This is a genomic window from Pseudomonas sp. Lz4W, from assembly GCF_000346225.2.
Classification (GTDB): domain Bacteria; phylum Pseudomonadota; class Gammaproteobacteria; order Pseudomonadales; family Pseudomonadaceae; genus Aquipseudomonas; species Aquipseudomonas paraversuta.
The window spans coordinates 4,551,248-4,563,761 of record NZ_CP017432.1 but is presented as its reverse complement, the minus strand read 5'-3'; the positions used below and the strand labels follow the sequence as shown (position 1 = coordinate 4,563,761).

The 12,514-nt window shown below is 60.4% G+C and carries 10 protein-coding genes and 1 riboswitch; of the genes, 4 read left to right on the top strand and 6 right to left on the bottom strand.

Annotated features, from left to right (window positions below):
* Positions 1-29 precede the first annotated feature (29 nt).
* Complete coding sequence (hldE, locus tag B195_RS20815; protein ID WP_003438946.1) at positions 30-1,451, top strand: bifunctional D-glycero-beta-D-manno-heptose-7-phosphate kinase/D-glycero-beta-D-manno-heptose 1-phosphate adenylyltransferase HldE; 1,422 nt, start codon at positions 30-32, stop codon at positions 1,449-1,451.
* Positions 1,452-1,520: 69 nt separating this feature from the next.
* Here the strand turns inward: hldE and B195_RS20810 are convergent, their stop codons facing one another.
* From B195_RS20810 to B195_RS20795, 4 genes are all read right to left on the bottom strand, one after another.
* On the bottom strand, positions 1,521-2,480 hold the full coding sequence (locus tag B195_RS20810; protein ID WP_003438949.1) for a hypothetical protein: 960 nt from the start codon (positions 2,478-2,480) through the stop codon (positions 1,521-1,523).
* 41 nt (positions 2,481-2,521) lie between these two features.
* Positions 2,522-3,334: an aldo/keto reductase gene (locus tag B195_RS20805; RefSeq protein WP_003438950.1), complete on the bottom strand. Its 813-nt coding sequence runs from the start codon at positions 3,332-3,334 to the stop codon at positions 2,522-2,524.
* Positions 3,331-4,506, bottom strand: coding sequence for an FAD-binding oxidoreductase (locus B195_RS20800; RefSeq protein WP_003438952.1), 1,176 nt, complete (start codon positions 4,504-4,506; stop codon positions 3,331-3,333). Before B195_RS20800 ends, B195_RS20805 begins: the two co-directional genes overlap by 4 nt.
* Positions 4,507-4,635: 129 nt before the next feature.
* Entirely contained in the window at positions 4,636-4,968 is a 333-nt protein-coding gene (locus B195_RS20795) for a multidrug efflux SMR transporter (RefSeq protein WP_003438955.1), read from the bottom strand.
* A gap of 164 nt (positions 4,969-5,132) precedes the next feature.
* Between B195_RS20795 and waaA the strand changes: the two genes are divergently transcribed.
* Positions 5,133-6,410: a lipid IV(A) 3-deoxy-D-manno-octulosonic acid transferase gene (gene waaA / locus B195_RS20790; RefSeq protein WP_003438958.1), complete on the top strand. Its 1,278-nt coding sequence runs from the start codon at positions 5,133-5,135 to the stop codon at positions 6,408-6,410.
* A gap of 40 nt (positions 6,411-6,450) precedes the next feature.
* On the opposite strand, the gene B195_RS20785 is transcribed toward waaA, so the two are convergent.
* On the bottom strand, positions 6,451-7,887 hold the full coding sequence (locus B195_RS20785) for a TolC family outer membrane protein (protein WP_003438959.1): 1,437 nt from the start codon (positions 7,885-7,887) through the stop codon (positions 6,451-6,453).
* A 180-nt stretch (positions 7,888-8,067) separates the two neighbouring features.
* Positions 8,068-8,173, top strand: a riboswitch (TPP riboswitch).
* Between the two features lie 154 nt (positions 8,174-8,327).
* Between B195_RS20785 and thiC the strand changes: the two genes are divergently transcribed.
* Positions 8,328-10,217 carry a phosphomethylpyrimidine synthase ThiC gene (gene thiC, locus B195_RS20780; protein WP_003438961.1) on the top strand — a complete coding sequence of 630 codons (1,890 nt, stop codon included), beginning with the start codon at positions 8,328-8,330 and terminating at the stop codon, positions 10,215-10,217.
* Between the two features lie 116 nt (positions 10,218-10,333).
* Complete coding sequence (gene cytX / locus B195_RS20775) at positions 10,334-11,599, top strand: putative hydroxymethylpyrimidine transporter CytX (protein ID WP_037001306.1); 1,266 nt, start codon at positions 10,334-10,336, stop codon at positions 11,597-11,599.
* 65 nt (positions 11,600-11,664) lie between these two features.
* Here the strand turns inward: cytX and B195_RS20770 are convergent, their stop codons facing one another.
* Positions 11,665-12,411: an RsiV family protein gene (locus B195_RS20770; protein WP_003438965.1), complete on the bottom strand. Its 747-nt coding sequence runs from the start codon at positions 12,409-12,411 to the stop codon at positions 11,665-11,667.
* Between the last annotated feature and the right edge of the window lie 103 nt (positions 12,412-12,514).

The following is a 12,514-nucleotide window of genomic DNA, read 5'->3' as shown; positions in this document are numbered from 1 at the left end:
CCTCTGTTCATTTTGTATGTGGGTTCTCCATGAAGTTGTCCATGCCGCGATTCGATCAAGCCCCTGTCTTGGTGGTAGGCGATGTCATGCTCGACCGTTATTGGCATGGCGGAACCTCGCGGATTTCCCCTGAGGCGCCAGTGCCGGTGGTCAAGGTTGAGCAAATCGAAGACCGTCCGGGCGGTGCTGCCAACGTTGCCTTGAACATTGCCGCTCTGGGCGCGCCGGCATCTCTGGTCGGTGTGACCGGCGATGACGAAGCTGCCGACAGCCTGGCCAATAGCCTCAAGGGCGCAGGCGTACGCGCACTGTTCCAGCGCATCGCGCACCAGCCGACCATCGTCAAGCTGCGGGTCATGAGCCGCCACCAGCAACTGCTGCGTATCGACTTCGAAGAACCGTTCGCCACCGACGCGCAGGCGTTGGGGGCCGAGGTGGAAAATCTCCTTGAAGGCATCAAGGTGCTGGTGCTGTCCGACTACGGCAAAGGCGCATTGAAAAACCACCAGGTATTGATCCAGGCCGCGCGTGCCCGGGGCATCCCGGTGCTGGCCGATCCCAAGGGCAAGGACTTCTCGATCTACCGGGGTGCGAGCCTGATCACGCCCAACCTCAGCGAGTTTGAAACCATCGTTGGCGGTTGCGCCGATGAGGCCGATCTGGTGGCCAAAGGCGCCAAATTGATGGCTGACCTGGACCTCGGCGCCTTGCTGGTAACCCGCGGCGAACACGGCATGACCCTGTTGCGTCCGGGCTTTGCGGCCATGCACCTGCCGGCCCGCGCCCGCGAAGTGTTCGACGTGACGGGAGCCGGTGACACGGTTATCTCTACCCTGGCGGCGGCCATTGCCGCGGGTGAAGAACTGCCCCACGCTGTGGCGCTGGCCAATCTGGCTGCCGGGATTGTGGTTGGCAAGCTGGGGACGGCTGCCATCAGTGCTCCGGAGTTGCGTCGCGCGATCCAGCGCGAAGAGGGTTCCGAGCGCGGTGTGCTGAAACTCGATCAGCTGTTGCTGGCCATCGACGATGCCCGGGCCCACAACGAGAAAATAGTGTTCACCAACGGCTGCTTCGACATTTTGCATGCCGGCCACGTGACCTATCTGGAGCAGGCGCGGGCGCAGGGCGATCGTCTGATCGTTGCAGTCAACGACGATGCTTCTGTGAGCCGCCTGAAAGGCCCGGGGCGTCCGATCAACAGCGTTGACCGGCGCATGGCGGTACTGGCCGGTCTGGGCGCGGTGGACTGGGTGATCAGCTTTCCTGAAGCGACCCCTGAAAACCTGCTGGCTCAGGTCAAGCCGGACGTGCTGGTAAAAGGCGGTGACTACGGGATCGATCAGGTCGTGGGTGCCGATATCGTGACGTCTTATGGCGGCACCGTGAAAGTGCTGGGGCTGGTTGAAAACAGTTCGACCACGGCGATTGTCGATAAAATCCGCGGTCAGTAATGATCCCGTCTCTGCTGGAGTGAGCTTGTTCGCGATCTTTTGATCTTGAAAAAGCTTGCTCCTGCAGTGTCATGCCTTGCTCTTCACCACCTTTCTGAATATCTGCCGTGCCTTGCCGGTCAGGCTTTTTAGTCTCGACTCTTTGCCCGGCACGCTCAAACCTTGCTGCACGAGCCAGTCCTTCCAGCGAATGCGCTCATCACTCACCACCCAGCCTTCTTGACGGGCAAAACTCTCGGCCAGATACAGGCCGCGGGTGCTGGCGCTGTGCAGACGATCCTTGTGCAGGGTGTAGAGCTCGGCACAGGGCTGGCCGTCAGTCAGCGGCATCAGGTACAGGTCTGCACGTTTGCGGTCGAGTCGCGCCACTAACTGGTCGCCCTCCAGCCGTTCGTCGACGTGGAACAGGCTCAGTGACTTGGCTTCCTTGGGCACTTCCAGGCGCAGGTCGTAAATCAGCTGCAGCGATGCCGTCGGCAAGTGTACGTAGGCCCTGGGGCGCTCGATCAATGGCTGACTGCCACAGCGAACCGGGCGAGCCGCGCCGGACAAGGGCGTGAGACGAAAGGGCAGGGCCTCTCGGTAATGCAGGGCGCTGGCGTAAGGCGCGGGCAACCATGTTTCGTTGAAGCGCCCGCTGAGCCAGCCTTCCGGGGTTTCCAGCAAGCACTCTTCGGCAATCTCCTGGATGGCTGTGTGCAGGGGCAGGCTGACCTCGTGGGCAGGCACGTAGCCCGAGATCAGTTTGAGCACTACGTCGCCACGATCCTGGCGCCGCTGGCGCACCAGCACCCAGTAATCGCGGCCTTGCCAGTTCAGCGTCAGGCGGACGGAGACCCCGAGGTTGGCCAGTTCCAGGGAAAATCGCTGATTGTCGGCGACGTTCACCGGGCGGCGTTTTTGCAAGGTTTGCGCAAAGTTCAGGGGTCTGCCGATGGTCTGGTAGCTCAAGCCTTCGGGCGTGGCTTCGACAAACAACGGCAGGGTCTTAAAGTCGCTGGGGTTTTTGCGAATCAGCGAACGCGGCATGTCGGCTCCTTCTTGCGTCGGGGTCGGCCGCGTCGGCGGCTTTAGAGGTTACGCAGAACCTGGGCAACGGTTGCCACGTTATGGGCCAAGTGCAGCGGATTGATGGTGCCGACAATAGCACTGGCAACCCCGGGATGGCCAAATACCAGTTCGAAGCTGGCGCGTACCGGATCAACCCCGGGACTGAGGCAAACATGACCGCTGGCCAGGGCTTTTTTAACCAGAATCGCTTTGCCGTGGGCTGCCGCGTAATCGATGACCGGGCGTTCGGCCTGTTCGTTGAGGTTGTAGGTGACCATCGCGCAGTCGCCGGTTTCCAGGGCTTTGAGCCCGCCCTCGACGGTTTTTCCCGACAGGCCGAAACCGCGGATCTTGCCTTCGCGCTTCAACTCGGCCAGGGTCTCGTAGACCTGGGCTTCGTTGAGGATAGCAAGGTCATTGCCATCCGAATGCACGAGGACCAGATCGATAAAATCCGTTTCCAGACGTTGCAGGCTGCGTTCAACCGAGCGCCGGGTATGTGCGGCACTGAAGTCGTGATGTGATACGCCGTTATCGAACTCTTCGCCGACCTTGCTGACAATCACCCAGTCTTGACGCTGACCCCGCAGCAACGGGCCCAAACGCTCTTCACTGCGGCCATAGGCGGGGGCGGTGTCGATCAGGTTGATACCCAGGTCCTGACTCAGCTTGAGCAGCATTTTCGCTTCGCCATCATCCGGGATCTTGAAACCGCTGGGGTATTTCACCCCTTGGTCACGTCCCAGTTTGACAGTGCCGAGCCCCAGCGGTGAAACCATCAGGCCGGTACTGCCCAGCGGGCGGTGGAACGGGTGCAGGGTTGGCTGGCTCATGGCAACAGTTGCTCCCATGGGGTTTGAGCCAATGGCGGGCGCACAAATTCGGGAAGTACAGGGGCATTGCCTGGCTGGATACCGTCGTTGTGCAGTGCGGTGATGACCCGGTCCGAGAAGTCGGGTGCCAGTGCCAGCTTGGTCGGCCAGCCAACCAGCAAGCGACCCTGGTCGGCGAGGAAGGCGTTGTCCGGACGTACCAGTCCGGACTGTGCAGGCTCTGCCCGGTTGACCCGCAGCGTGGCCCATTGCGCCTGGCTCAGATCGACCCACGGCAGCAAATTGCCCAGTTCTTTTTGCGCCACGGCGATTTGCTCGTCCGGTGTGCGGGCCACCCCGTCGGCCTCGGCAATGTCACCGCCCAGGTACCAGACCCACTCGCCATTGGCTGCCGGATGGGTGGTCACGGTAATCCGTGGCTTGGGACCGCCGCCCAGGCAGTGGGCGTACAGCGGTTTGAGGCTCGGGCCCTTGACCAGCACCATGTGCAGCGGCCGCAATTGTTGCGCGGGTACGCTGATCCCGGCACTGGCCAGCAGTTCGGCATTGCCGGCTCCGGCACTGAAAACGATGCGTTGGGCATGGATCTCGCGCCCGTCGATCCGTAGTCCGATCAGTTCTTCGTTGGCAAACACAGGCTCAATATTCTGGCCAGACAGCAAACCGTCGCCGGCCAGTTCGGCCAGGCGTTCAATCAGGCTGGGGACATCGACCACCAGTTCGGCCAACCGGTAAACCTTGCCCTTGAATCGCGGGTCTTGCAGGGCCGGCGGCAGTTGATCGCCTTTGACTTGATCAACACGGCCGCGCACGGCTTTGCTGGCAAAGAAGCTGGTGAGATTGCCGGCCAGGGTGCCGGGTGACCACAGGTAGTGGGCTTCGGAGAGCAAGCGTACTCCGGTCAAATCCAGCTCGCCGTTACCGGCAAGGGCTTCGCGCCAGCGGCGGGGCATATCGGCAATGGCTTCAGAGGCGCCGGTCAGCGCGCCATGTAACGCGTACTTGGCACCGCCGTGGATGATGCCCTGGGACTTTACGGTCTGTGCGCCGCCCAGGGTCCGGCTCTCGACCAGTACCGTAGAAAAGCCCTGGCGGCGCAGGCGCGCATTGAGCCAGAGGCCAGCAACACCAGCGCCGACAATCAGTACGTCGGTGGAAATAACGGATGGCATGGTCGACCTCAGCATTCAAAGACAAGGCCGGGAGTATACAGGCTGATCCGCACTCTGACTTTTAGTGGGCGTTGAGGATTTATGGGGCTTGGGTCTGACTTGTCGGGCGACTACAGGGTAACGGGCGGATTAGTGCCCCGCTGTTTTCGAAAACAGCTGGATCACCACCACCCCGAGCACGATCAGACCCATGCCGAGCATGGCCGGCACGTCGAGTTTCTGGCCGTAGATAAACAGCGCGGCGATGCTCACCAGCACGATTCCCAAGCCTGCCCATACGGCATAGGCCACACCCACCGGGATAGTACGCACCACCAGGGTCAGCATCCAGAATGCGGTGGCGTAACCGGCAATCACCAGAATCAGTGGCAACGGCGTGCTGAAACCTTTGATCGCCTTCATGGAAACGGTGGCGATCACTTCGGCGCAGATGGCGATGGCCAGGTAGTAGTAGGCGTTCATGGTGGAGTCCTGAGGAGTAATGCGGGGCAATTTAACAGTAAGCCATTCTAGAGAGTGTAAAAGTGTATTGCGTTTTGATTACGACAGATCCGCCAGACATCTCGACATGACCGGGTCGGCGGGTGCCATCATGGGTAATACTTTTTCAAGTAAACTCTGTGCCCATGAATAGAACTCTCTACACCTTGCTGTTTCATCTGGGGCTGCCTCTGGTGGCGATTCGCTTGTGGCTGCGGGCGCGCAAGGCGCCGGCCTATGCCAAGCGTGTGGGCGAGCGCTTCGCGCTGAACTTTCCGCTGCTGCAACCGGGCGGGATTTGGGTGCACGCCGTGTCTGTGGGCGAGAGTATCGCTGCCGCACCGATGATCCGGGCGTTGCTCAAGCGTTATCCACAGTTGCCCATTACCGTGACGTGCATGACCCCCACCGGGTCCGAGCGGATCAAAGCCTTGTTCGCCGACGAACCGCGGATCCAGCATTGCTACCTGCCTTACGATTTGCCCTGGGCGGCGGCGCGCTTTCTGGATCGGGTACAGCCGGTACTGGCGGTGATCATGGAAACCGAACTGTGGCCCAACCACATACACCAGTGCGCCCGGCGCGGCATTCCGGTGGCGCTGGCCAATGCCCGGCTCTCAGCCCGTTCGGCCAAGGGCTATGCACGGTTTGCCAAACTGACCCGGCCAATGCTCGAGGAAATGAGCCTGATCGCGGTCCAGACTGCGACCGAAGCCGAGCGTTTCCGTGCATTGGGCGCCCGCCCTGAATGTGTGGAAGTGACAGGTTCAATCAAGTTTGACCTGAGCATCGATCCGCAATTGCTGATCAAGGCCGGCGAACTGCGTGAACACTGGCAAGCACAAAGCCGCCCGGTATGGATTGCTGCCAGCACCCATGAAGGCGAAGACGCGATTGTGCTCGCGGCCCATCGTCAATTGCTGTCCAGCCATCCCGATGCCCTGCTGATTCTGGTACCGCGTCACCCGGAGCGCTTCAACTCGGTGTTTGAACTGTGCCGGCGCGAGGGTTTCGCCACCGTGCGCCGCTCAAGTGGCGAGCAGGTCGGTGCCGGGGTGCAGGTGCTGTTGGGCGACACCATGGGCGAGTTGCTGTTTTTGTATGCGCTGGCCGACAGTGCGTTCGTCGGCGGCAGTCTGGTCGCCAATGGCGGGCACAACCTGCTGGAGCCGGCGGCCCTGGCCAAACCGGTATTGAGCGGTCCGCATCTGTTCAACTTCCTCGAAATCGCCGTGCTGTTGCGCGAGGCCGGGGCACTGGAAGAGGTGGATGACGCGCAAGGACTGGCGGTTGCGTTACAGCGCCTGTTTGAACTGCCCCAGGACGCGCAGCGCATGGGCGAAGCCGGATTGAAGGTGATGCAGGCCAATCAGGGCGCGCTGCAGCGCCTGCTGGATGGCCTGGGACGACTTCTCAAGATTTGATCCGGGGCTGGCCTGCAACCTTGCGGTTGCAGGCGGTTGTTCAATTGCCCGGTGAGCGCATATTGGCTTCGGCGGCCTGGGCCAGGTCCGGTGGCAGGAAGTCCTTGTCCGGGTTGTAGTCAGGCTTCAGATAGCGCGACAGCGCTTCGAGATCCCCCGGGTTCAAGGTGCCCGCAGCCTGTTTGAGCCGCAGGTTGTCGAGGATGTAGTCATAGCGCGAATTGTTGTAATCGCGCACCGAGGTATAGAGCTGGCGCTGGGCATCGAGCACGTCGACGATGTTGCGCGTGCCTACCTGATAACCGATTTCTGTGGCTTCCAGCGCACTCTGGTTGGAGATGATCGACTGTTTGCGCGCTTGTACCTGCTCGACATCGGTATTGACCGCGCGGTGCAGGTTGCGGGTGTTTTCGACCACCTGGCGGCGCATCGATTCACGCTGCTGTTCGGTCTGGTTCAAGCGCGAATAGGATTCGCGCACTTGCGAACTGGTCAGGCCGCCGCTGTAGATCGGGATGTTGAGCTGCAAGCCGATGCTGCGTTGCGACACATCCCCGCTGTAGCGCTGCTGCAGCGCATTCGGGTTGCTCAGGCCAAAACCGTCGTTGTCGCCGGTTTTGTATTGCGCTACCGCATCCAGGGTCGGCGCGTGACCGGCCTTGCGCTGCTTGAGGGTTTCTTCGGCAGCTGCCACCGCGAAGTTGCTGGCCAGCAGATTGAGGTTTTGCTGGGCTGCGGTATCGACCCAGGCCTTGGCGTCATTTGGCGTCGGCGGCAGGATCGGCAGGGTGTGGCGCATGCCTTCAATCGAGTTGTACTGGCGGTTGGTCAGGGTGATCAAGGCTTCAAACGCATCCGCCACCTGGCGCTGTGCCAGGAGCCGGTTGGCCCGTGCCGTGTCATAGCTGGCCTGGGATTGCAGCACGTCGGTCTTGTCCGACAGGCCCACGTCAAAGCGCTCGCGCGATTGATCCAGCTGGCGCTTGAACGCGGCTTCTTCAGCCTTGGTCGAGGCCAGCGTGTCCTGGGCGCGCAGTACCGAGAAGTACGACTCGGCGGTTTGCAGGATCAGGTTCTGCTCGGTGGCCGACAGTTGCAGGGCAGCCTGTTCGTTGACCGATTCGGCGGCTTTCAACTGGAACCAGCGGTCAGCGCGAAAAATCGGCTGCGCCAGTGTGGCCTGATACACCACGGCACTGCGGGTGGTGGTCAGCGATGGCTGGTCAATGGAAGTGCGCACGTTGCTCGACTCGGCACCCCCCGACAGGTTGGGCAGCAAGCCGGCACGGGCCTGGGGTACGACTTCCTTGCGGGCATCGTAATCGGCGCGGGCAGCTGCCAGATCGGCGTTGTTGTCGACCGCTTCGTGGTAGACGCTGACCAGCCCGTTCTGACTGGATAGCGGGGCTTGTGTATCCAGCGCCATTGCGTTGGTCGCCCAGGACACGGCGATAGCCAGTGAAAGTTTGCGCAGCATGAGCGATCCCTAGTTCAATAATGCGAAAAATAAAGGCCCGAGGCCGTGCTCCGACGCTCGTGGTTTCAAGACGTAGCGAGTGTAGTGGTGGTGGCATCTTGCAACAATGCCGTTATAGCGCCTTTCATCACGCGGTTCATATCGGGTTGGCGTTCTGCGTCACTCTTCAATAGACTGGCCGGGTTCTTGTCGGGGTGCCTTGCTATGAGGCTGAGATCGAATAATTTCGGATCCCGTTGAACCTGATCAGGTTAACGCCTGCGTAGGGAACAAGATTTCTCGTCTCCCGGCGAGTCCTCTTGAGTGCCGTCCGGGATCGATTGTTCAATAAATGATCAATCGTTCGAGGTCGCCACTCAGCATCCAGTCCTTGGGTGCATCCGTGCTTTTTTCAGGTTCTACCTCCGACAATCCGCCTGGATGCAGTCTGGAGAGCCGTGATGAGTACAAAACCAAAAAACGCGATCAATCTCAGTGATTCGGCCAAGGTCGATGAACAATCGGTCAAGCCGTTTACCCGATCACAAAAAGTCTACGTACAGGGCTCGCGCCCGGACATTCTGGTGCCGATGCGTGAAGTCAGCCTGGATGTCACGCCCACTGATTTTGGCGGCGAAATCAACGCGCCGGTATTGATCTACGACACCTCGGGCCCGTATACCGATCCGTCTGTGCAAATCGACGTGCGCAAAGGCCTGGGCGACGTGCGCTCGGCGTGGATCGATGACCGTGGCGACACTGAACGCCTGGCGGGCCTGAGCTCCAATTTCGGGCAGATGCGTCTCGACGATGCAGAACTGACCAAGCTGCGTTTCGCCCACGTGAAAAATCCGCGTCGGGCCAGGGCCGGGGCCAACGTCAGCCAGATGCACTATGCGCGTCAGGGCATCATTACCGCCGAGATGGAATACGTCGCCATCCGCGAAAACATGAAGTTGCAAGAAGCCCGGGCTGCCGGTCTGCTGGATCAGCAGCACCCGGGCCACAGTTTTGGCGCCAGCATCCCGAAAGAAATCACTGCCGAATTCGTGCGCGAAGAGATCGCCCGCGGGCGCGCCATCATCCCGGCCAACATTAACCACGTTGAGCTGGAACCGATGATTATCGGGCGTAATTTCCTGGTGAAAATCAACGGCAACATCGGCAACAGTGCGCTGGGCTCCTCCATTGAAGAAGAAGTGGCCAAGCTGACCTGGGGCATTCGCTGGGGTTCGGACACGGTCATGGACCTGTCCACCGGCAAACATATTCACGAAACCCGCGAGTGGATCATCCGCAACTCGCCGGTGCCGATCGGTACCGTGCCGATTTATCAGGCGCTGGAGAAGGTCAACGGCGCGGCCGAAGACCTGACCTGGGAGTTGTTCCGCGACACCCTGATCGAACAGGCCGAGCAGGGTGTCGACTACTTCACCATTCACGCCGGCGTATTGTTGCGCTATGTGCCGTTGACCGCCAAGCGCGTGACCGGGATTGTCTCGCGCGGTGGTTCGATCATGGCCAAGTGGTGCCTGGCGCACCACAAAGAAAACTTCCTCTATACCCATTTCGACGAAATCTGCGAAATCATGAAGGCCTACGACGTCAGCTTCTCGCTGGGCGATGGCCTGCGTCCGGGCTCGATCGCCGACGCCAACGATGCAGCACAGTTCGGTGAGCTGGAAACCCTCGGTGAACTGACCAAAATCGCCTGGAAACACGACGTGCAGTGCATGATCGAGGGACCGGGCCACGTGCCGATGCAACTGATCAAGGAGAACATGGACAAGCAGCTGGAGTGCTGTGACGAGGCGCCGTTCTACACTCTGGGCCCGCTGACCACCGATATTGCGCCGGGTTACGACCACATCACTTCGGGCATCGGCGCAGCCATGATCGGCTGGTTCGGTTGCGCCATGCTTTGTTACGTCACACCCAAGGAACACCTGGGGTTGCCGAACAAGGATGACGTGAAGACCGGGATCATCACTTATAAGATCGCGGCCCACGCTGCCGACCTGGCCAAGGGTCATCCGGGGGCGCAAATCCGCGACAACGCATTGAGCAAGGCGCGCTTTGAATTCCGTTGGGAGGACCAGTTCAACCTTGGTCTGGACCCGGACACGGCCCGTTCTTACCACGACGAAACCCTGCCCAAGGATTCGGCCAAGGTCGCGCACTTCTGTTCCATGTGCGGGCCAAAATTCTGCTCGATGAAAATCACCCAGGAAGTGCGCATCTACGCCGCCAATCAGCGCATTGAAACGGTGGATGCAGAAGTCGCCCAGGGCCTGGCGGAGCAGGCCGAGCGCTTCAAGCAGGAAGGCAGCCAGCTGTACAAAAAAGTCTGATCTAAACCCCGAGTCGCCGGCAAGCTGGCTCCCACAATGATTGCGCCGATATTGTGCGAGCCGGTTTGCCGGCGATTGCGAGCGTAAAAAACCAACGTCCCTTCGAGATTCATTCCTTGAACACACCCAGCACCTATTCCCCTGACATTGCGGTACCCGGTGACAAGCGCGTGTTCGGCGCCCGTGATCTGTTCTCCCTGTGGTTCTCCCTCGGCATTGGCCTGATGGTGTTGCAGACCGGCGCGTTACTGGCGCCGGGCCTGGGTCTTTCAGGGTCATTGCTGGCGATTTTCCTCGGCACCCTGGTGGGCGTGGCCCTGCTGGCTTCGGTCGGGGTGATCGGCAGCGATACCGGACTGTCCTCCATGGCTGCCCTCAAACTCAGCCTCGGCACCCGGGGTGCCATGCTCCCGGCCATGCTCAACGTGTTGCAACTGATCGGCTGGGGCTCGTTTGAAATCATCGTGATGCGCGATGCCGCAAGCTTGCTGGGCGCCCGCGCTTTCGGCGAAGGCAGCCTGTTGACCAGCCCGATGCTGTGGACCCTGTTATTTGGTGCCCTGGCCACCTTGCTCGCGGTTAGCGGACCGCTGACTTTTGTGCGCAAGGTGCTGCGTAAATGGGGCATCTGGCTGCTGCTGGCGGCGTGTCTGTGGCTGACCTGGAACCTGTTCGCCAAAGCTGATCTGCCTGCCCTGTGGGCGCAAAAGGGTGACGGGTCGCTGCCGTTCGCACTGGGCTTTGACATTGCCATCGCCATGCCGCTGTCGTGGCTGCCGTTGATCGCCGACTATTCGCGCTTTGGCAAGCGCGCCAGAAATGTGTTCGGCGGCACCGCGCTGGGCTTTTTTATTGGCAACTTCTGGTTGATGAGTCTGGGGGTGGCCTACACGCTGGCGTTCGCTCCGAGTGGCGAAGTCAATGCGTTGCTATTGGCGCTGGCGGGTGCGGGGCTGGGGATTCCGTTGTTGCTGATCTTGCTCGACGAGTCCGAAAACGCCTTTGCCGACATTCATTCGGCGGCAGTCTCCGGCGGGATTTTGTCGCAGGTCAAAGTTGAGCATCTGGCGCTGACCATTGGTGTGATCTGCACCCTGATCGCCTGTTTCGCGCCGTTGGCGCAGTACCAGAACTTCTTGCTGCTGATCGGCTCGGTGTTCGCGCCGCTGTTTGGCGTGGTGCTGGTGGATCACTTCATTTTGCGCAAACGCAGTGCCCGGGTTTCGGTCTCATTATTCCGCTGGTCGACATTGCTGGCCTGGGGCGGCGGGGTGCTGACCTATCATCTGCTGGCGAATCTGTTTGCGGATGTGGGGGCGACCTTGCCGGCCTTGTTGCTGGCCGGGCTGCTGCAGTGGGTGCTGGGACGTAACAGAGTCTGAAGCAGCAAGCTGCAAGCCATAAGCTTGCAGCTTGCGAGCAAGCTAGCTCCTGCAGTGGACGGGGTTTAGCCGCGAGCCGGGAACCACTCAGGCTTCAGAATGCCGTTCAGGCGCGAGTAGGGGATCTTCAACTCGACATGCCCTTCGGAGTACGGCGCAATGCTGTACACGTCGTACTTGAGGACGACGTTGTCCTTGAGCAGTGCCACGTTCGGCGTTGTCTGGAACGGCCAGTTCTTCACGTATTCCGGGTCGTTGCCGAAATGGCTGCTGATCAACCAGTTGTTGTGCGCCACTTTGGCGGCGCCCCAAAAGGCTTGCTCCTGGCCCGGCAGCAGCATGTCCTGCAGGGTGACTTCCTTCTGCTGTTTGGTGGAGTAGTTGATAAAGCCGCGTCCCGGCATGCCATGGGCGCCGCCGGTGTCCAGATAACTGGACAGTTCAACTATCACCAGACCGTCATGCTGCTCGCGTACTTTTGCCTGCAAGTAGGTGCTGTTGCGGCTGTCCGCGGTGCGCAAGAACTGCTCGCGGTAGGCATTGAGCGAAGGCGCCAGTTTTGCATCGGGCGAATCCACAGTCATTTTCAACAAGCGGTTTTCGATCAGGGCATCGAGTTTCGGGGCGTCTGCAAAGTGCGCGGTCTCGATGTTTACCAGTGGGCACTCATCGCCGCTGCATCCGGCCTTGACTTGCTCGGAAGCGTCCACAGTAAAGGCCAGCGGTTTTGGCGCGGACGGCTGGAATACGCTCTGGCAGGCACCCAGGGTCAGGGCGATACAAGTCATGGAGGCAAATTTCAAAAGCGACATGGTCGTCCTTCATCAACGAAAGAAAGGTGGAATTATGGTGGTTCGACTGCCAACAAGGGAGTCGGTTCGCCACTAAGCTCAACAGTGTCAATTAGAGAGGGTT

Coding starts and splice junctions, on each gene's coding strand:
- hldE (WP_003438946.1), top strand. CDS start 30: ATGAAGTTGTCCATGCCGCGATTCGATCAAGCCCCTGTCTTGGTGGTA.
- B195_RS20810 (WP_003438949.1), bottom strand. CDS start 2,480: ATGCCGCGTTCGCTGATTCGCAAAAACCCCAGCGACTTTAAGACCCTG.
- B195_RS20785 (WP_003438959.1), bottom strand. CDS start 7,887: ATGCTGCGCAAACTTTCACTGGCTATCGCCGTGTCCTGGGCGACCAAC.
- B195_RS20795 (WP_003438955.1), bottom strand. CDS start 4,968: ATGAACGCCTACTACTACCTGGCCATCGCCATCTGCGCCGAAGTGATC.
- B195_RS20800 (WP_003438952.1), bottom strand. CDS start 4,506: ATGCCATCCGTTATTTCCACCGACGTACTGATTGTCGGCGCTGGTGTT.
- thiC (WP_003438961.1), top strand. CDS start 8,328: ATGAGTACAAAACCAAAAAACGCGATCAATCTCAGTGATTCGGCCAAG.
- waaA (WP_003438958.1), top strand. CDS start 5,133: ATGAATAGAACTCTCTACACCTTGCTGTTTCATCTGGGGCTGCCTCTG.
- B195_RS20805 (WP_003438950.1), bottom strand. CDS start 3,334: ATGAGCCAGCCAACCCTGCACCCGTTCCACCGCCCGCTGGGCAGTACC.
- B195_RS20770 (WP_003438965.1), bottom strand. CDS start 12,411: ATGTCGCTTTTGAAATTTGCCTCCATGACTTGTATCGCCCTGACCCTG.